An 18301-nucleotide genomic window follows, 5' to 3' on the forward strand; every position below is an offset into this window, starting at 1 on the left:
TTCGAGGAGAACGGTATGGCTGTGCGCGTGGTCACATCGACCGGATACCGGTGAGTGGGACACTCTTGCGGGCAGGGGTCAGGTCTGTGTTCCCGGCTCGTCGTCCCTGGTGATCGCCCTGGTCAGTGAATCTGCGACGAATCGGGTGAGTTCTGCGTGATCGAGGTCGCTTGCCCAGTTGTGCACGATTGTGTCGGACACGCCTTGGAGGGCGGACAGGACGAAGGGGAGCATGGAGGGTTCGTCCCGCAGGACGCGACCTTCGGATGCCGCTGCCTGCGTGAGTGCGCGGTGAAGTTCGGTGTTGTACTCCCGTGCGGTCCGTCGCACCTGACGGACCGATTCGCGTTCGGTGCGGTCGTCGCCTTCGATGTCGCGCCAGGTTGCGGTGAAGCGTCCGACGCGGCCCCACTGCTTGGTGGACTCGGGGATCACCGCGGCGAGCAGGGCGGCGACTCCTCGGTCGCGAGGAAGAGTTGCGACGAACGACCGGGATTCGATCTGGCTCTCGTTGAGCAGTGAGGTGAAGATGTCCTGCTTGTCGGTGAAGTACTGGTAGATCAACCCGACGCTGGTTCCGGAGCGCTTCGCGATCGAGCGGATGGTCAGCGCCGAGTACCCGCCCTCGTCGAGCAGGGCTGCGGCCGCATCGAGGGTGCGGCGACGTCGGGCCGCCGCATCTCCGTAGATCGATTTGCTGCTCGATTCGCCCATCGTCACACCGTAGCCGGGTGTGGCCGTCGGCCGCCGGGCGACGTGCCGGGTACTGCACGGTGCCGGACGACCGGTATCGAACATTGTTCGAAATGAGGATTGAACATTGTTCGTTCTGTGGTTACAGTCACTGCATGACCAGCGACGCCCCAGCGGCGACACGACCGCGCGTCTCCTCCGGGGAGATCGCAGACGCACTCACAGCCTCTGAATTAGCCACTGCTGCAGGAGAATTACTCCTCGAGCTCCGTGCCGCACTCGACTCCGACGGTGCGGAGCCGGACGAGATCCGCAGAATGGGCGATCTGCGGAGCCACGAGTACCTCATCGGCGCCCTCGCTCAACGATTCCCCGACGATGCCGTCCTCTCGGAAGAGGGCAGCGACGACCACGCCCGGCTCGGAGCAGACCGCGTCTGGATCGTAGATCCACTCGACGGCACGCGGGAGTTCGGAGACCGTGGCCGTAGTGACTGGGCTGTCCACGTCGCGCTCGTCGAATGCGGAGCGCTCGTTGCCGGAGCAGTCGCGATGCCTGCACTGGCGACCACGTTCAGCACCGATCGCGTGTCCGCCGGCCATCCGATGCCGCAGTTTCGCGCGCCTCGTGTCGTGGTGAGCAGAACCCGCAAACCCGAACCCGTCCTCGCGCTCGCGGCGGCATTGGGCGCCGAGCTCGTCGAAATGGGATCGGCCGGCGCCAAGGCCATGGCCGTTGTGCGAGGTGAGGTCGACATCTATGCCCACACCGGAGGTCAGTACGAGTGGGATTCGGCGGCGCCGGTGGCGGTGGCGCGGGCAGCGGGACTGCACGTCTCACGAATCGACGGCTCCGAACTCCGCTACAACCAGGAGAACCCCTGGATGCCAGACCTGTTGATCTGCCGTCCCGAGTGGGCCGGCGAAGCATTGGAGGTGCTCGGACGATGAGCAATCCCACTACCGCGCGGTCTCTGACCCATCTGGAACGTCTCGAAGCCGAGAGCATCCACATCATGCGGGAGACCGTCGCCGGTAGCGAGAATCCCGTGATGCTGTACTCGGTCGGCAAAGACAGTGCCGTGATGCTGCACCTGGCCCGCAAGGCGTTCCACCCGTCGCGGCTGCCGTTTCCCCTGCTTCACGTCGATACCACGTGGAAGTTCCGCGAGATGTACAAGCTGCGCGACGAGACCGCTGCCGCAGGCGACTTCGATCTGATCGTGTACAAGAACCCGGAATGCGTCGAGAAGGGGATCAATCCGTTCACGCACGGCTCCGCGACACACACCGACATGTGGAAGACCGACGGGCTCAAACAAGCCCTCGACCTGTACAAGTTCGATGCAGCCTTCGGCGGTGCCCGGCGCGACGAGGAGAAGTCCCGGGCGAAGGAACGAGTGTTCTCGATCCGGTCCGCCGAACACCGGTGGGATCCCAAGCGTCAACGCCCTGAGCTGTGGCGGATGTACAACCTGCGGAAGACCCCGGGTGAGTCGCTCCGAGTGTTCCCACTGTCGAACTGGACGGAACTCGATGTGTGGGAGTACATCCGGCAGGAGAGCATCCCGATCGTGCCGCTCTACTTCGCCGCGAAGCGACCCGTCGTAGAGCGCGACGGCACACTGATCATGGTCGACGACGACCGGATGCCGCTGCTGCCCGGAGAGGTGCCGGAATTCAAGAGCGTCCGGTTTCGCACCCTCGGTTGCTACCCCCTCACCGGCGCGGTCGAGTCCACTGCCACGACCTTGACCGGCATCATCCAGGAAATGCTCTTGACCACTACGTCCGAGCGGCAGGGTCGCGTGATCGATCACGACAGTACCGCGTCGATGGAGAAGAAGAAGCAGGAAGGTTACTTCTGATGACGCCCCCTACCGATCTGATCGCGGACGACATCGAACAGTATCTGGAGCGGCACGCGCGCAAGACGATGCTCCGCTTCATCACCTGCGGCAGTGTCGACGACGGCAAGAGCACATTGATCGGCCGGCTGCTGTACGAGTCGAAACTCGTCTTCGAGGACCAGCTCTCGGCGCTGGAGTCGGATTCGCGCAAGACAGGAACGCAGGGCGACGGACTCGACTTCGCGCTCCTGGTAGACGGGTTGGCAGCCGAGCGTGAGCAGGGCATCACGATCGATGTGGCGTACCGGTATTTCACCACCGAGCGCCGTAAGTTCGTCGTCGCCGACACTCCGGGACACGAACAGTACACCCGCAACATGGTCACCGGCGCCTCCACCGCAGACCTTGCGGTCATTCTCGTCGATGCGCGGAAAGGAGTGCTCACACAGACCCGCAGACACTCGTATCTGGTGTCACTGCTCGGCATTCGGCACGTGGTGTTGGCGGTGAACAAGCTGGATCTCGTCGACTATTCGCAGGACGTCTTCGACGAGATTTCCGGTGAGTATTGCGCGTTCGCAGCCGAGATAGGCCTCACCGATGTCGTTGCCATCCCGATGTCCGCGTACCTGGGCGACAATCTCACCGAGCCCAGTGCGCACACGGCGTGGTACGACGGCCCCACGCTGATCGAGCATCTCGAATCGGTGGAGGTCGCGGGTGACCCGGGTGCAGCACCGTTTCGAATGCCGGTGCAGTGGGTCAACCGGCCCGACCTCGACTTCCGGGGATTCTCGGGGCAGGTCGTCGGTGGGGTCGTGCGGCCCGGTGACCACGTGCGGGTGCTACCCGGCGGGAAGACGACCACCGTCGACCGCATCGTCACGATGGACGGCGATCTGGACGAGGCCGTCGCGAGCCGATCCGTCACGATTACCGTCGCTGACGAGATCGACATCAGCAGGGGTGACGTGCTTGCTGCGGTCGACGCGCCGCCCGGGGTCGCGGATCAATTCGAAGCGCACGTGGTGTGGATGGGGGAGCACGAGATGCTCCCCGAGCGTCCGTACGTGTGCCAGATCGGCACGATGACGGTGACAGCCCGCATCACCAGGCCGAAATACAAGATCAACGTCGACACGCTCGAGAAGATCGCAACGAACACGCTTGCGCTCAACGAGATCGGTGTATGCAACCTGAGTTTCGATCGGCCGGTGCCGTTCGATCCGTACTCCGAAAACCGTGATACCGGCGGGTTCATCCTGATCGATCGGCTCACGGGCGCCACGGTCGGTGCCGGCATGATCGCGCATTCGCTGCGCCGGTCCGACAACATCCATTGGCAGGCCGTCGATGTCGACGGTGACGCGCGTCGTGCGCTCAACGGGCACCGTTCGCAGGTGTTGTGGTTCACCGGCCTGTCCGGCTCCGGGAAATCGACCATCGCCAACGAACTCGAGCGGAGGTTGTACGCGCTGGGCTGTCACACCTACCTGCTCGACGGCGACAACATCCGGCACGGTCTGGGGCGCGACCTCGGATTCACCGAAGCAGACCGGGTGGAGAACATCCGACGGGTTACCGAGGTCGCGCGGCTGATGGCCGACGCAGGCTTGATCGTGGTCGCCTCGTTCATCTCACCGTTCCGTGCCGACCGTGACGCGGCACGCGAGGTGATCGGAACCGGCCAGTTCTGCGAGGTGTTCGTCGACACCCCCATCGAGGTGGCCGAGCAGCGAGATCCCAAGGGTCTCTACAAGAAAGCGCGTCGAGGTGACCTCGTCAACTTCACCGGGATCGACTCTCCGTACGAGCCTCCGATCGACCCCGAACTGCGTATACCCACGACCACGACCTCGCCTGAGACAGCTGCCGAGCTGATCGTCGAGCTCTTGCGCGACCGTGGCGTAATCGACTGATCTGACCGGCAATGTCATCCCCCATCGAGAAGGAGGGCTCCGTGCCCAGCCGTGACGAAATCTGCTCTGCCATCGAGTCGTATGTGAAACATCTGGACAATCATGAGGTGGACCAGCTCGTGTCGCTCTTCGCGGCCGATGCCGTCCAGCACGAACCGTTGGGTGTGCACACCTACCGAGGTCTCGACGAGATCCGGCAGTTCGATACCGAGTGCGCGAAGGTGTCGTTCTCGGTGACGCGGCACTCGCCGATCACTGTCTGCGGAAACCACGCTGCCACTCAGCTGCGGATCCAGCGGCAAGGAATGCACGACTTTCTTGCCACCGACTTGTTCGAGTTCGACGACGAATGCCGGATCGTCTCGCTCAGCGTCGTCATCGATCCCGAAGCACACGCAGACCGAGCACGGCACGAGTGACGCGGCTGGGAATGCCCGAAGCGAGTCGGAGACGAAAGAAACTCCCACTGCTCGAAGAGAAAGTAGTGGTGGTTTCCGGGGTCGGGCCCGCATTGGGCCGGTCCGTCGCAGTTCGCGCTGCCGATGCGGGCGCGCGTGTCGTGCTGGCGGCACGGACCGCGTCGCGGCTCGACTCGGTGGCCGCAGAGATCCGGGCGGGTGGCGGAATCGCATTCTGTGTGCCCACCGATCTCACCGACAGCGCCTCGCTGCAGCATCTCGCATCGAGCGCACTCGCCGAGTTCGGCCGGGTGGACGCTGTCGTCCACAATGCGTTCGTCGTACCCACCCACGGCGGTCTGCTCGACGCTGCGCTCGACGATGTCCGGCAGGGAATCGACATCAACATGCTGGCGTCGCTCGAACTCACGAAGGTGTTGGCTCCGGCTCTGGCGCAGTCGCAAGGCGCGGTCGTGATGATCAATTCGATGGTGATCCGCAACCAGTTGCCGAACTTCGGTGCCTACCGCGTGATGAAGGCAGGACTGCTTGCGCTTGCCCGGAGTCTGTCGATCGAGCTCGGTCCGAAGGGTGTGCGCGTGAATTCAGTCGCGCCAGGGTATATCTGGGCAGACTCCGTCAAGCGTATGTTCGAACGGCAGGCCGAGCATCGCGGTGTGGATCCGAGCGTGATCTACGCCGAGGTTGCGGCCGGAACCGACCTGCGCCGGCTTCCTGAGCCGGACGACATCGCAGACGCCGTGGTGTTCCTCGCCTCCGATTTCGCCCGCGCGATCACCGGACAGTGCCTGGACGTCAACTGCGGTCACACTCATCACTGACAACCCGAGAACGACAGGATAACGATGACTGAGCACGACGGTGTGGGTTCGATCGACGACCTGCACGACGCCGCCCGAACCGCGACCGGGTACGACGACTTCGGAGAAGACGAGTATCTGGAGGGTTTGAAGGTCCTGCTCGACTCGTTCGAGCGCGAAGCCGATCTCACCCCGCACGGAAGGGTCATCGCCCGCAAGATGATCACCAACGCGCTCTCCGGTCGTCTGATCAGCGAAGCCGGGTTCTCCCGTCACCCCCAGTATGTCGATGTGGCGGTCGAGCGACCGATATTCGTGTGCGGACTGACCCGGACCGGCAGCACCGCGCTGCACCGGTTGCTCAGTGCCGACCCGGCGCACCAAGGCGTCGAAATGTGGCTCGCGGAGTCGCCGCAACCACGACCCGATCGTGAGAAGTGGCCGGAAAACGAGGATTTCCTCCGAACCGATGCCTTCTACCGGGCTCGTCAGGAGAAGGAGGCAGATCTCATGAAGGTGCACTTCATGGGGGCCGAGGAAGTCGAGGAATGCTGGCGGTTACTCCAGCAGACGATGCTGTCGATCTCGTTCGAGTGCGTGTCGTACATACCGTCCTACTCATCGTGGCTGGCCGAGCAGGACTGGACCGCGACCTACGTGCGGCACAAGAAGAATTTGCAGCTGATCGGGATGAACGACCCGGGTCGTCGGTGGGTGCTCAAGAGCCCCAGCCATGTGTTCGCGATCGACGCGATCATGCGGACATACCCGGATGCGTTGATCGTGCGCACATTTCGCGACTCACACACGTCCATGGCATCCACCTTCAGTCTCGCCGAGCAGGGCAAGCACGACATGTCGGATGCGTTCGACCGCGAGACTATCGGACGTACCCAACTCGAGTTGTGGGCGAGGGGCAACCGGGAATTCAACGATGCTCGCGCCCGCTACGACGCGGAGCAGTTCATCGATGTCGACTACCGGGACTTCGTCGCAGATCCGATCGGCACAGTGGAGAAGATCTATTCGCAGTTCGCGATTCCGTTCACCGCCTCTGCCCGTAACGCAGTGGAGCACTCGCACCGCGGCAGTCTCGCCGACCATCGTCGTCCGTCGCATGTGTACTCGCTCGAGGACTTCGGCGTCACGGCCGCCGATGTCGACCGGGCATTCGCCGTCACCTCGTGAACACCGACCGAAGAACAGGACCGAGCACATGAACGAGACCTGGGAGAAGTTCTGCGCTGATCTTCTCGAGACCGGCAACATCCTGCAGGACGAGATCGTCCCGCAGGATTCGGTGACGCAAGCCGAAGGTGTCCGCTATCTGAGCAGGCTGCTGCGGTACGCAACCATCAATTGCGTCGAGTACACCGATCCGCGGTGGCCGCAATTCACGTCGGCACCGAACCCGAACATGATGACGAAGATCGGCGCCGACAACCCCGACAACCTGTACATGCGCGCGAACATCTCCGGCAAGTACACCTACCGGATCACCGGAACACGGGGCACCGTACCGCTCGTGACGTTCGGGTCGCGGATCAACCGCTACCACATCGACGGCACCATGCTGCAGACCGGAGACCTCCACGGGCACGAACTCGATGTCGACGAACACGGACGCTTCACGTTCATCGCGAGCGTCGATGAGCCGGCACAGGGGTCGTGGCTGCCGTTGGCACCGGACAGCAACCTCATCTCCGTGCGGCAGACGTACCGGGACCGACGCAGCGAGGTGCCCGCCGAACTCTCCATCGAATGCCTCGACCCCGACGGGGAATTCGTGCCGCTGGGCTCGGAAGAGATGGCCGATCGCCTCGGGAAGGCCACCGCTATGGTCCGCGGGACCGCGAACACCTTCCTCGAGTGGTCGCGCGAATTCAAGGGACAGCCCAACGAGATCTTCGACCGCGGACAGGAGCGGTTCCAGAACGCAGGCGGCGATCCCACGATCTTCTACCTGCACGGCTATTGGAAACTCGCCGACGACGAGGTCTGGGTGATCGAGACCGAGGTGCCGGACTGTGAGTACTTCAACTTCGTGCTGCAGAACTTCTGGGTCGAATCGCTCGACTACAACCGGACCAGCGTCTACATCAACAACCACACCGCCAAACTGAATGATGACGGCACATTGACGATCGTCGTTGCCGCAAGGGATCCCGGTTTCGGCAATTGGATCGATACCGATTCGCACACCGAGGGCACGTGGGCAATGCGCTGGATCAATGCCGATTCGCACCCGATTCCGTCATCGCGTGTGGAGAGGCTGTGACGGGGTCCGTGATGAAATGGGCGTTGCCGGTGGCGATGATCGACACCGCGCACCTGCCCGAACTGGCGCAGGTCGCCGACGAGTGTGGATACGATGCGATTGCGTTGCCCGACTCGGTGTTCTACCCCGAGGCGGTGTCGGCCGACTATCCGTATTCGCCCGACGGCAAGCGGATGTGGGCCCCCGAAACGCCGATGCCCGACCCGTTCATCGCGATGACTGCCATGGCCGCCGTCACGCAACGCGTGCGGTTCTACACGAATGTGCTGAAATTGCCGTTGCGGGATCCGCTGCTCACCGCGAAGCAGGTGGCGACCATGGCGGTGATGGCGGGCAACCGTATCGCACTCGGTATCGGATTGTCTTGGATACCCGAGGAATTCGCCTTCACCGGCACTGAGATGCGTACCCGTGGTGCCCGCACCGACGAAGCCATCGCGATCATCAAGGCGGTGTGTTCCGGGGAAGGCCCGAGCTGGGTCGAATTCCACGGCACGCACTACGAATTCGACCGTCTCATGATCAGTCCTGCGCCCGACCGACCCGTGCAGATCTACGGCGGCGGTCACAGTGAGGCGGGCCTGCGGCGTGCCGCGCGCCTGTGCGACGGCTGGATCTCGGTCAACACGGGTGTCGAAGCGCTCACGGCGGCGATCTCGCGGCTGGCGGCGCTGCGTGCCGAGTTCGGTCGCGCCGATGTGCCTTTCGAGATCGATGTGTCACCGACCGACGTCTCCGACGTCGACGGATACCGGCGCCTGGCCGAGATCGGAGTCACCCGTGTGCGAGTGGCGCCGTGGCGTATGTACGACGCCGACCTGTCCGATCCGCAGGCCCGGCTCGACGCCGTCCGCAGATTCGCGGACGAGGTGATCAGCGTTCAGTCCTGATCGGCCTCAGTAGGGGCCGACGCGGGCGATGAAGGCGTCGAGATTGGACCGGACGCGTTCGATGCGGCCGTCGAGCGGGGAGTCGTCACGGTACAGGCGGCCCCCGCTCGGGGTCTTCTTCCGGCGTGCGTAGAGCGAACAGTCGAGGTCGGCGCACATGTAGGTGCCGATGGTGTTTCCCCGTCGGCCGTCGTCGCCGGTCTTGCGCGCCGCCATCAGGTGCACGCCGCCGTTCGGATGGGTGGTCTGGCAGATCGAGCACATCTGTGCGGGGCGTCGGCCGCCGGATTCGTGCCGCAGGGCGACACCGACGAGGCGGTCGCCCTGCTCGGTCACCACGTAGCACCGGCCGGGATACGACGGATCGGTCCAGCCGAGGAAATCGAGGTCGTCCCAGGGCAGGTTGTCGAGATCCGCGGGGACGGACAGGCGCTTGGCGTCACCCTTCGAGCAGTTGATGAACGACGATCGGATGTCTCGTTCGGTGACGGGCAGCATGCTTCTGGCTCCTTCGGCGAAGAGTGGGACGCCCGCCGAGGTTACGGACACTCGTTCGCCTGAGCAACGGATTTTCCGACGTGCGCCTCGCCGAAGTGCTCGTCGGTGAGCTTGCGGAGCAGCCGTGCAAGCTCGGCGCGTTCGGCAGTATCGAGGCGGGTGAACACCTCGGCGGCGTCGGCGTCGCGCGCTGTGTCCAGCTCGGTGAGCAGGCGTTGCCCGTCAGAAGTGAGCTGTACACACACTGCCCGGCGGTCGGCGGGATCGGGAAGTCTCTCGGTCAGCCCGCGCGATTCGAGACGGTCGACGACCTCGGTGGCGGACCGCGGCACGATGCGCAGCGACTTTGCGACGACTCCCAGCCGAACCGGCTCGTCGACGCTCCCGATCACCCGCAGCGCCCGGTGTTCGTGCGGCGTCAGACCCCAGGGGTGAATCCTCTCGTGCCAGCGTTTCCGCAGCGTACGAGTGGTCGCCATGAGGAGGTCGCGGAGCGTCGCGGGGGAGTCCGACATGACGTTCACCATACCTCAGTTGACGGCTGCCTCTTAATGAGGCAACCTCACTAAGTACGAACGAATCATGAATCGAGGTGGTGTGCATGATGCAGCCCCCACCGGGCCAGGGCGGCGGCAGAGGCCGTGGAGCCAAGGTCGACCCGAAAGATATCGAACAGCTGAAGGAATCACCCGTCAGTCTCCGGCGCATCGGCGCCCTGTTCGCCCCCTACCGCTGGCAGATCACCGTCGTCGTCGCGCTCATCGTCGCGTCGTCGGTCATCGCGCTCGCGAATCCCTTCCTTGTCCGCGCGGTCATCGACGACGCGATCCCGCACCAGAACGTGAGCTTGCTGCTGTGGACGGTGGGCGGCATGCTCGCCGTCACCGTGGTCGGCTCGCTGCTCGGCGTCGCCCAGACGTGGATCTCCACGACCGTCGGACAGCGGATCATGCACGATCTGCGCACCCACGTGTTCTCCCACCTGCAGCGGCAGTCACTGAGCTTCTTCACCCGCACCCGCGGCGGCGAGATCCAGTCGCGGCTGACCAACGACATCGGCGGAATGCAGTCGGTGGTGACCTCCACCGCGACATCCATCGCGTCCAACATCACCACCGTGGTCGGCACCGCCGTCGCCATGACGATCCTCAGCTGGCGGCTGGCGTTGCTGTCGCTGATCGTGCTGCCGCCGGCCATCTGGCTCACCCGCCGCGTCGCGATGATGCGACGCGCGATCACCACTCGTCAGCAGCGACGCATGGCCGACATGCAGACCCAGATCGAAGAGGGCCTGTCCGTCAGCGGTGTGCTCCTGGTCAAGACGCTCGGCACCGGTCCTGCGCTGTCCGAGAAGTTCGCCCGGACCTCCGATGAACTCGCCGACCTCGAACTGCACGCGCAGCTCTCCGGTCGTTGGCGCATGGCCACCATGAACATCGTGTTCTCGGCGCTCCCCGCGGTGCTGTACCTCGTGGCCGGGTTGCCCGCGACGTCCGGTGGCATGACCATCGGTACCCTCGTTGCGTTCACCGGCCTGCAGGCAGCTCTGTTCCGGCCACTGATGAGCCTGCTCGACGTCGGAATATCCATCGTCAGCTCGCTTGCTCTGTTCAGCCGCATCTTCGAATACCTGGACCTGGCTGTCGAGATCGACGACCCGGAGAAACCGGTCCGTCTCGATCGGCCAACGGGATCGGTCCGGTTCGAGAACGTCGACTTCCGGTACGACGGCGCGCACCGCCTCGCCCTCGACGGCATCTCCCTCGACGTACCTGCGGGCTCGCAGGTTGCGCTGGTCGGCGAGACCGGCTCGGGTAAGACCACGCTGGGATCGCTCGTCGCGCGGCTCTACGACCCGGAATCCGGGCGGGTGACCATCGACGGTGTGGACCTGCGCGACATGGCGCTGGCCGACGTCGCAGACCTCGTCGGTGTGGTCTCGCAGGAGACCTACCTGCTGCACGCCACCGTGCGTGAGAATCTGCGCTACGCGAAGGAAGACGCCAGCGACGCGGAGATCGAGGACGCTGCCCGCGCCGCGCGCATCCACGATCTGATCGTGTCGCTGCCCGACGGGTACGACACCGTCGTCGGGGCCCGCGGCCACCGTTTCTCGGGAGGCGAGAAGCAGCGCCTCGCCATTGCCCGCACGTTGCTCCGCGATCCGCGGATTCTCGTGCTCGACGAAGCGACCAGCGCGCTCGACAACGAAACCGAGCGTCTGGTGCAGCAGGCGATCGACACCGCGCGACACGGACGCACCACCATCACCATCGCGCACCGGCTCTCGACGGTTCGCGACGCGGACGAGATCGTCGTCCTGGACCACGGCAGGATCGCCGAACAGGGATCTCACGACGCGCTTGTCGCGCTCGGCGGTCGGTATGCTGCGCTGGAGGCCCGCGTCGAGCAACCCGTCGCAGTGTGAGCCGCACGTCGGAACGGATCACGCTCTGAGGGTGGCACCACCGTCGACGTACAGGGTCTGCATGGTGATGTGCCGGGCACGCGGTGAGAGCAGGAACTCTATCGACTCGGCGATATCCACGGGTTCTGCGATGCGTCCCAGTGGGATACCGACCTTGAACTGCGCGAGATCACCCGCGATGGCGCCCTGCGCTCCGGTGTCGTCGTCGGGGTCGGCCCACAGCGTGCGTTGCATCGCCGTGTCGGTGGAACCGGGCGCGACGACGTTGGCGCGAATCCCGTACTGCGCGAGCTCGAGGCCGAGAATTCGCACGAGCATCGTCGCGGCTGCCTTCGAGGACCCGTACGCCCCCATGCCCATGCGGGGCACGCCCGCGGAATTCGAACCGACCACGACGATCGATCCGGACTTGCGGTCGCGCATCGCCCGCCCGACGGCTCGCAGCACGGAGAGGAGCCCGGTGACGTTGATGTCGTGGATGCGTTGCCATTCGTCCGGGTCGCAATCGAGGACCGAGGCGACGGAGAACACGCCTGCGACGTGGGCGAGGCCCTCGATCGGGCCGTGGGTGCCCTCGATGTGGGCGATCACAGTGTCCACGGCGTCGCGGTCGCGGATATCGAGTTGATACGAGGGCGCAGGATCGTCCAGCATCGCTGCTGTCTCGCGCACTCCGTCGAGATCGCGATCGGCGAGGACGAGGCGATGCCCCGAGGCCGCGAGCGTCAGGGCGGTCGCCCGCCCGATGCCCTGGGCCGCGCCGACGACGAGAGTGACCGGCCGGGTCATCGGCGAACTCCGAAGGCATCGAGCACTGTTCCGAATTTCACTGTGGTCTCGGCTAATTCGTCGGACGGATCGGAGTCGGCGACGATGCCTCCGCCTGCGTGAGCGGTCAGTGTCGTGCGGTCGGGGTGGAGGACGGCGCACCGGATGGTGACCATCCATTCGCCGTCGCCGTTCTCGTCGCACCAGCCGAGTGCGCCGGCGTAGAATCCCCGGTCGCCTTCGAGTTCCTGGATCACCTCGCGTGCCAGGCCGGTCGGGGTGCCGCAGATCGCGGGCGTCGGATGGACGGCGAGCGCAAGGTCGAGCGCGTTGAGGGAACGGTCGCGCAGCCGACCGGATACGGGCGTGCCGAGATGCCACAACTGCCGAGTGTTCGTGAGGGACGGGCTATCCGGAATGTCGAGCTCCGAGCACAGCGGCTCGAGTGAGGCCCGCAGTGAATCGATGACGTGGGCGTGCTCGCGCAGATTCTTCGCGGAGGCCCGAAGCGTCTCGCCGGTGGCGCGGTCGACGTCGGGGTCCGAACTGCGGGGCGCAGAGCCGGCGAGCGGGTGGGCCGTGACGAGGTCGCCCCGGCGCCGGACGAGTACCTCGGGGCTTGCACCTACCAGGTGACACCCGGACCACTGCGTACCGGCCGCGCTGAGATCGACGGCGAATCCGTTGCCGACGGTGTCGCGGGAAATCAGAGCGGCAAGAAGCATTTCGGGAGCGAGGCGGCTCTCGGACTCGAGCGTGAGAGCGCGGGCGAGAACGACTTTCTCCAGCGCGTGGTCGTCGGCGCGGAGCAGTCCCAGCGCCGTGGTCACGCGGTCGACGTGTTCATCCTCGTCGGGGGTGACACCGGTGAGCCGAATAGTCGGTAGCGCAGGAGTTTCCGTCGTGTAGGGGGTGGCGATGTGGTCGAGGGCCTCGGGGACGGTCAGCGCTGCGGGGTGGTCGGGGGCGAAGGGCAGGGCGCCGGCCACCGCGCGGATCCGGCCGGCGCGCAGTGCGGATGCGGCGTCGAGGGCGGAATCGAAGCGGTCGTGAACACCGTGGGCGAGCACGGTGCCGTGAGGGCGGGACAGCACGAATGGGGGTGGTGCGGTCCGTGCTGCCCGGTCGGTTGCGGTAGCGGCGGCGACCGGTGCCTGCATGCTCACACCTTTCGGTTGCGGCTGGTCGGCCGCGGCGGCTGCGCGCGACCGGTGACGAAGATATACGGATAGCCTTACCTTTGCTAGCGCTACGGGTCGTGTCGTGCGGCAGCCTGGATCCGAGGTGGCCGAAATTTCGGTCGAAACAGGGTGAACCGGGCGCTTGGCCTCGTCGTCGATGTCGGTTAGCCTAACCAATTGTGACCGGGGCGACGTGCCGCGGCGTAGTGACATGTGGGAGACACACGATGCGGGTTCTGGAACGGAGCCGGGGGCGCGCCGCCGTAGTGCTCGGCGCGGCGGCCTTGTTGGCTGTCGGACTGGTCGGATGCTCGAGCGACGGTGACAGCGACACTGCAGATGGGGGTGCCGGCACCTCGGCATCCTCGGAGACGCGGACATTCGAGGCGCAGAACGGTTCCATCGAGATCCCGGCCGACCCGCAGCGCATCGTCGCCTGTGGCTACGCGGTGCTCCCTCTGATCCAGTCGAACGCCAACCTTGCTGCTGTGTGCGAGTGGACACGTGAGACCGAGAACATGGACGAGGAAACCCTCGCCGCATACGAGGAGCTGCCGAAGGTCGCTCCCGACATGTCGGTCGCCGACCTGAACTACGAGGCCGTCACCATGGCCGAGCCCGACCTCATCATCATGGGTGTTCCGGCGATGGTCCAAGAGCAGCTCGACATGGCCACACTGGAAACGCTTGCGCCGGTGGTGTTCCTCGGCCCCAGTATTCCGGGTGAATGGCGTGAACTCGGCGAACAGTTCGCCGATGCAGCCAACGTGAGCGATTCGTACGGTGAGTTCAAGGACGAGTACGACGCGCGCGCTGCGGAACTCGCCGAGAAATACGCCGGTACTCTCGGCAGCCTGAAGTTCGCGGGTGTGTGCAGTGAATGTGGCACGAACCCCGGCGAATACATGCGCGAATACAAGTCGTCCTACACCACGAACCTGTTCGACGACCTCGGCTTCGACTTCCCCGGCACGCCGGCCGACCCCGCAATCACTCACGGCGAGTACCTCTCGTTCGAGCAGCTGCCGGAGAACCTCGGTGACGCGGACGTGATCGTCTACGGCATCGAAGCGGACGGATCAGTCACTCCGGCCTTGCAGGAACTGTTCGATTCACCGCTGTGGAAGGAACTGCCCGCAGTGAAGGCGGGTAACCTCGTCGCCGTCGAGCACGCCAACGCGGCGACCTACCAAACCGCTCTCCTCGCACTCGATTCCATCGATGCGGCACTCGAGAAGCTGCCCGCCAACCAGTCGCAGCAGTAGTACTTCGTTGCGGGTGTGGCCCCGCGGCAACGCACGCCTGAACGGCCCCCGGCCCCCGGGGGCCGTTTTCGTGCCTGAACGAGCCGGTCATGCCTCAGGGGCGCAGAGCGTTCTTCGTGGTGCGTGCCCAAGACTCGATCGCAGAGTAGCTGTCGCCGACGCCCTGTGTGTAGGCCACGAGGGCCCCGTACAGGTGCGCTCCTTCGGTTGCCAGCTCGATCGTGCTGACCCAGTGGGAGGCACGCGCCATGACGGCGGCGGAGATGTCGAGGCGATCGCGGGTCTCCCGTGATACCGAGGTGAACGAGTCGTCCGCGATCATGAACGTCTCCGTCACCCCGCGCCAGTAGTACTCCGCGTCCATCGCTGCGCGCAATGATTCGTAGTCCGTCGTCTCCTGCATCGCCGTCGCATGCCGGAGCTGGCTCGACGCGTGGCCGGACGAGCCGAGCGGGATGTACGTGATGTCGTCGATGGATCTGTTGTCGCCGCGTCTGGTCCTCACCGCAGAGATGGTGCCTGATTGCGAGGCAGAACGGAACACGCGGTTCCAGAACGGTCGCGCACCCGGTCGGTGAGTGTGGGCAAGTCCCTGGTGATGGTGCGATTCGACATCGGACTCGTCGTCAGCGCGATCACGGTCGGTGGTGTTGCCGTACCCGGTCTCGGGCAGGCCACGCCGCCGATATCCGATCGCCGGAGTGGACCTGTGGTCGGACTCTGCATCGTGCCGCGACCACTTACGCATGGCCAGTTCGGTTTTCGTCTCGGCCGGTACCTACCCGAATTTCGATGAAGAGGGAGCGGCTCATCCTGATTCGTCATGCCCCGCCGCATCAGGTGAACCTGACCGAATTCAGGTGCGCTGGGTTTCTCTGCCGGGACGGTTCGGAATCGACGCTACACAGACGGCGAGCGCGAGCGCGCACACCAGAACGGCCGTGAACACGGGAGAGACGGACGCGGCGAGCTGCTCTGCGCCGGGTGCGGAGCCCTCGATCGCGCCGGAGCGAGCCAGCGCGGCGTTCGCGAGAGCGCCGAACACGGCAACGCCCACAGCACTGCCGATCGAACGGGCGAAGGCGTTCGCGCCGGTGACGACGCCGCGCTCATTCCATTTCACGCTGGACTGGGCGGCGATGAGTGATGGACTCGCGATCAGACCCATGCCCAGGCCGATGACGACACAGCAGCCCGCGACCTGCCACGGTGCCGAATCCGGACCCGTCTGTGTCAGGAGGGTGGTACCGGTAAGGAGCGGGACCGCACCGATGAGGCCTGTGGTGCGGAATCCGAGACGCAGGTACAGGCGTCCCGACTGCGCGGCTGCTATCGGCCAGCCGAGCGTCATCGCGGCAAGTGTGAACCCGGCGACCAGAGCGGTGGTGCCCAGCGAACCCTGTACGAACGACGGCACGTACGACGTCAGGCCCAACACCACTGCGCCGACCAGGCACGACACCGCGCTGGTGGTGATCAGAACCCGGCGGGTCAGCACCCACACCGGCAGGATCGGCTCGGGCACCCGCGTCTCGATCACGACGAACGACACGAGCAGGACCGCACCGGCCGTGAAGATCGCAATGCTCGTCGTCGACGCCCATGCCCACGACTGCCCGCCCTCGAGTAGCCCGAGGATCACCAGCGCCGCTCCGACGGCCAGCGTGGTGGCGCCTGCCCAGTCCACGGAGCGTCGCGGTCCATCGGGTTTCGACTCGTGGAAACTGCGCACGAGCACCCACGCCGCGACCGCACACAGCGGCACGTTCACCCAGAAGATCCACCGCCACGACAGAAAATCGGAGAACACCCCACCGACCGTGGGGCCGACGATCGACGACATTCCCCACACGCTGGCCAGGTAACCCTGGGCCTTTGCGCGCTCCGCCACCGTATAGATGTCACCCGCGATGGTCTGCGCCATCGGTAGCACCGCGCCCGCCCCGATCCCCTGCAAGGCACGGAAGGCGATCAGCGCAGGCATGCTCCACGCCACCGCGCACAGCACCGAACCTGCAGCGAACACACCGATACCGAACAACAGGACCGGCGTGCGCCCGAAGATATCGGACAGCTTCCCGTACACGGGTACGAGGACGGCCTGAGCGAGCAGATAACTCGAGAACAGCCACGGGAACTGGGTGAATCCGCCCAGGTCGTCGACGATCGTGGGTACCGCGGTTGCCAGGATCGTGCTTTCGAGTGCCACCAGCGCGGTGGCGAGCATCAGAGCGATCAGGATCGGCCCTCGCTCCGACCGGAAGCCGACGTCCACACGGTCCGACACGGCCATCACACCTTCCTTTGTTCTGCCGCGTCGTCGTCCGGGGGAGCGATCTTCGTGGCCTCTTCTCGCAATTGTGGTCGATGGGACATACGCCACGGCGTGCGGTACGAGTCGGTGTCGACCACTAGGGTGTCATCGTGCGTCCTTCACTCGAGTCCTACTCACACCTGGCAGGCGGCAAGGTCCGCGACCTCTACATCGTCGACGACGAGCACCTGCTGCTCGTAGCCAGCGACCGGATCTCGGCCTACGACCACATCCTGGAGACCTCGATCCCCGACAAGGGGCGCGTCCTCACCGCGATGAGCGTGTTCTTCTTCGACCTTCTCGACGCGAACAATCACCTCGCAGGCGAGCCCGACGACGAGCGGATTCCCGCCGAGGTTCTCGGACGCGCGCTGATCGTCAAGCGTCTCGAGATGGTGCCGGTGGAGTGCGTGGCCCGCGGATACCTCACCGGGTCCGGTCTCGCCGACTACAACGCCACCGGATCGGTATGCGGCGTCGAACTACCTGAGGGGCTGGTCGAGGCATCCAGGCTTCCCGAACCGATCTTCACGCCCGCGACGAAGGCCGACCTCGGCGATCACGACGAGAACGTCAGCTTCGAACAGGTCGCAGAGAAGATCGGACTGAACCTGGCGATGCAGCTGCGCCAGGACACCCTGGACATCTACGACCGCGCCTCGATCTATGCCTACGAGCGCGGCATCATGCTCGCCGACACCAAGTTCGAGTTCGGTCTCGACAAAGCAGGCAATCTCGTGCTGGCCGACGAGGTGCTCACCCCCGATTCGTCCCGGTACTGGGATCTGGCCGAGTACGAGGTGGGCAAAGTTCAGCCGAGCTTCGACAAGCAGATCGTCCGTAACTGGCTCACCAGTGACGAATCCGGATGGGATCGCGCATCGGACACGCCGCCCCCCGCACTGCCGCAGCACATCGTCGACAAGACCCGTGCGCGCTACATCGAGGCCTACGAACGCATTTCCGGACTGTCCTTCGACGATTGGATCGGCTGACCAC

The 18301-nt window shown here is 65.0% G+C and carries 18 protein-coding genes; 11 read left to right on the forward strand and 7 right to left on the reverse strand.

The features are described from left to right. Positions 1–78 precede the first annotated feature (78 nt). Positions 79–714, reverse strand: a complete 636-nt coding sequence (locus ACSYG9_RS13935) for a TetR/AcrR family transcriptional regulator (protein WP_454838744.1) — start codon at positions 712–714, stop codon at positions 79–81. A gap of 134 nt (positions 715–848) precedes the next feature. Between ACSYG9_RS13935 and ACSYG9_RS13940 the strand changes: the two genes are divergently transcribed. From ACSYG9_RS13940 to ACSYG9_RS13975, 8 genes are read left to right on the forward strand one after another with little or no spacing between them, the layout of a single operon-like run. Further along, a complete protein-coding gene (locus ACSYG9_RS13940; RefSeq protein WP_454838745.1) occupies positions 849–1643 on the forward strand; it encodes a 3'(2'),5'-bisphosphate nucleotidase CysQ in 795 nt (264 codons plus the stop codon). Continuing rightward, positions 1640–2560 (forward strand): sulfate adenylyltransferase subunit CysD, encoded by a 921-nt coding sequence (gene cysD, locus ACSYG9_RS13945; protein WP_454838746.1) that lies wholly within the window; start codon positions 1640–1642, stop codon positions 2558–2560. Before ACSYG9_RS13940 ends, cysD begins: the two co-directional genes overlap by 4 nt. Continuing rightward, positions 2560–4461 (forward strand): sulfate adenylyltransferase subunit CysN, encoded by a 1902-nt coding sequence (cysN, locus tag ACSYG9_RS13950; protein WP_454838747.1) that lies wholly within the window; start codon positions 2560–2562, stop codon positions 4459–4461. The genes cysD and cysN overlap by 1 nt, the downstream gene beginning before the upstream one ends. 41 nt (positions 4462–4502) lie before the next feature. After that, the gene (locus tag ACSYG9_RS13955) at positions 4503–4880 is read left to right on the forward strand and encodes a nuclear transport factor 2 family protein (protein WP_454838749.1); all 378 of its coding nucleotides are present in this window, start codon (positions 4503–4505) and stop codon (positions 4878–4880) included. An 11-nt stretch (positions 4881–4891) separates the two neighbouring features. Continuing rightward, positions 4892–5701, forward strand: a complete 810-nt coding sequence (locus ACSYG9_RS13960; protein ID WP_454838750.1) for an SDR family oxidoreductase — start codon at positions 4892–4894, stop codon at positions 5699–5701. A gap of 24 nt (positions 5702–5725) precedes the next feature. After that, positions 5726–6868 carry a sulfotransferase family protein gene (locus ACSYG9_RS13965; RefSeq protein WP_454838752.1) on the forward strand — a complete coding sequence of 381 codons (1143 nt, stop codon included), beginning with the start codon at positions 5726–5728 and terminating at the stop codon, positions 6866–6868. Positions 6869–6896: 28 nt separating this feature from the next. Continuing rightward, complete coding sequence (locus ACSYG9_RS13970) at positions 6897–7958, forward strand: DUF1214 domain-containing protein (RefSeq protein WP_454838754.1); 1062 nt, start codon at positions 6897–6899, stop codon at positions 7956–7958. An 11-nt stretch (positions 7959–7969) separates the two neighbouring features. Further along, a complete protein-coding gene (locus tag ACSYG9_RS13975; RefSeq protein WP_454842955.1) occupies positions 7970–8848 on the forward strand; it encodes a TIGR03619 family F420-dependent LLM class oxidoreductase in 879 nt (292 codons plus the stop codon). 6 nt (positions 8849–8854) lie between these two features. Here the strand turns inward: ACSYG9_RS13975 and ACSYG9_RS13980 are convergent, their stop codons facing one another. After that, the gene (locus ACSYG9_RS13980; protein WP_454838755.1) at positions 8855–9346 is read right to left on the reverse strand and encodes an FBP domain-containing protein; all 492 of its coding nucleotides are present in this window, start codon (positions 9344–9346) and stop codon (positions 8855–8857) included. 41 nt (positions 9347–9387) lie between these two features. Continuing rightward, a complete protein-coding gene (locus tag ACSYG9_RS13985; protein WP_454838756.1) occupies positions 9388–9861 on the reverse strand; it encodes a MarR family winged helix-turn-helix transcriptional regulator in 474 nt (157 codons plus the stop codon). 86 nt (positions 9862–9947) lie between these two features. On the opposite strand from ACSYG9_RS13985, the gene ACSYG9_RS13990 reads away from it, so the two are divergent. Next, complete coding sequence (locus ACSYG9_RS13990) at positions 9948–11774, forward strand: ABC transporter ATP-binding protein (protein WP_454838758.1); 1827 nt, start codon at positions 9948–9950, stop codon at positions 11772–11774. An 18-nt stretch (positions 11775–11792) separates the two neighbouring features. Here ACSYG9_RS13990 and ACSYG9_RS13995 read toward each other — a convergent pair whose 3' ends face one another. Together ACSYG9_RS13995 and ACSYG9_RS14000 are read right to left on the reverse strand one after the other, a co-directional pair. Next, the gene (locus tag ACSYG9_RS13995) at positions 11793–12563 is read right to left on the reverse strand and encodes an SDR family oxidoreductase (protein ID WP_440123144.1); all 771 of its coding nucleotides are present in this window, start codon (positions 12561–12563) and stop codon (positions 11793–11795) included. Beyond that, the gene (locus tag ACSYG9_RS14000; RefSeq protein ID WP_454838759.1) at positions 12560–13702 is read right to left on the reverse strand and encodes an isochorismate synthase; all 1143 of its coding nucleotides are present in this window, start codon (positions 13700–13702) and stop codon (positions 12560–12562) included. The genes ACSYG9_RS13995 and ACSYG9_RS14000 overlap by 4 nt, the downstream gene beginning before the upstream one ends. Before the next feature lie 248 nt (positions 13703–13950). Here ACSYG9_RS14000 and ACSYG9_RS14005 point away from each other — a divergent pair, with 248 nt between their 5' ends. Then, positions 13951–14988 carry an ABC transporter substrate-binding protein gene (locus ACSYG9_RS14005; protein ID WP_454838760.1) on the forward strand — a complete coding sequence of 346 codons (1038 nt, stop codon included), beginning with the start codon at positions 13951–13953 and terminating at the stop codon, positions 14986–14988. Positions 14989–15082: 94 nt separating this feature from the next. Here ACSYG9_RS14005 and ACSYG9_RS14010 read toward each other — a convergent pair whose 3' ends face one another. Both ACSYG9_RS14010 and ACSYG9_RS14015 read right to left on the reverse strand, forming a co-directional pair. After that, the gene (locus ACSYG9_RS14010) at positions 15083–15736 is read right to left on the reverse strand and encodes a hypothetical protein (RefSeq protein WP_440123147.1); all 654 of its coding nucleotides are present in this window, start codon (positions 15734–15736) and stop codon (positions 15083–15085) included. 108 nt (positions 15737–15844) lie between these two features. Then, positions 15845–17281 (reverse strand): MFS transporter, encoded by a 1437-nt coding sequence (locus tag ACSYG9_RS14015; protein ID WP_440123148.1) that lies wholly within the window; start codon positions 17279–17281, stop codon positions 15845–15847. Between the two features lie 131 nt (positions 17282–17412). On the opposite strand from ACSYG9_RS14015, the gene ACSYG9_RS14020 reads away from it, so the two are divergent. Continuing rightward, positions 17413–18297: a phosphoribosylaminoimidazolesuccinocarboxamide synthase gene (locus ACSYG9_RS14020; protein ID WP_169688262.1), complete on the forward strand. Its 885-nt coding sequence runs from the start codon at positions 17413–17415 to the stop codon at positions 18295–18297. Positions 18298–18301 lie beyond the last annotated feature (4 nt).

The sequence above is a fragment of the Rhodococcus sp. SJ-2 genome, from assembly GCF_053750035.1.

What these genes read in the sequence shown, in the direction of transcription:
- ACSYG9_RS13935 (WP_454838744.1), bottom strand. Translation starts at nt 714, where the DNA reads ATGGGCGAATCGAGCAGCAAATCGATCTACGGAGATGCGGCGGCCCGA.
- ACSYG9_RS13940 (WP_454838745.1), top strand. Translation starts at nt 849, where the DNA reads ATGACCAGCGACGCCCCAGCGGCGACACGACCGCGCGTCTCCTCCGGG.
- cysD (WP_454838746.1), top strand. Translation starts at nt 1,640, where the DNA reads ATGAGCAATCCCACTACCGCGCGGTCTCTGACCCATCTGGAACGTCTC.
- cysN (WP_454838747.1), top strand. Translation starts at nt 2,560, where the DNA reads ATGACGCCCCCTACCGATCTGATCGCGGACGACATCGAACAGTATCTG.
- ACSYG9_RS13960 (WP_454838750.1), top strand. Translation starts at nt 4,892, where the DNA reads ATGCCCGAAGCGAGTCGGAGACGAAAGAAACTCCCACTGCTCGAAGAG.
- ACSYG9_RS13965 (WP_454838752.1), top strand. Translation starts at nt 5,726, where the DNA reads ATGACTGAGCACGACGGTGTGGGTTCGATCGACGACCTGCACGACGCC.
- ACSYG9_RS13970 (WP_454838754.1), top strand. Translation starts at nt 6,897, where the DNA reads ATGAACGAGACCTGGGAGAAGTTCTGCGCTGATCTTCTCGAGACCGGC.
- ACSYG9_RS13975 (WP_454842955.1), top strand. Translation starts at nt 7,970, where the DNA reads ATGAAATGGGCGTTGCCGGTGGCGATGATCGACACCGCGCACCTGCCC.
- ACSYG9_RS13980 (WP_454838755.1), bottom strand. Translation starts at nt 9,346, where the DNA reads ATGCTGCCCGTCACCGAACGAGACATCCGATCGTCGTTCATCAACTGC.
- ACSYG9_RS13985 (WP_454838756.1), bottom strand. Translation starts at nt 9,861, where the DNA reads ATGTCGGACTCCCCCGCGACGCTCCGCGACCTCCTCATGGCGACCACT.
- ACSYG9_RS13990 (WP_454838758.1), top strand. Translation starts at nt 9,948, where the DNA reads ATGATGCAGCCCCCACCGGGCCAGGGCGGCGGCAGAGGCCGTGGAGCC.
- ACSYG9_RS13995 (WP_440123144.1), bottom strand. Translation starts at nt 12,563, where the DNA reads ATGACCCGGCCGGTCACTCTCGTCGTCGGCGCGGCCCAGGGCATCGGG.
- ACSYG9_RS14000 (WP_454838759.1), bottom strand. Translation starts at nt 13,702, where the DNA reads ATGCAGGCACCGGTCGCCGCCGCTACCGCAACCGACCGGGCAGCACGG.
- ACSYG9_RS14005 (WP_454838760.1), top strand. Translation starts at nt 13,951, where the DNA reads ATGCGGGTTCTGGAACGGAGCCGGGGGCGCGCCGCCGTAGTGCTCGGC.
- ACSYG9_RS14010 (WP_440123147.1), bottom strand. Translation starts at nt 15,736, where the DNA reads ATGCGTAAGTGGTCGCGGCACGATGCAGAGTCCGACCACAGGTCCACT.
- ACSYG9_RS14015 (WP_440123148.1), bottom strand. Translation starts at nt 17,281, where the DNA reads ATGGCCGTGTCGGACCGTGTGGACGTCGGCTTCCGGTCGGAGCGAGGG.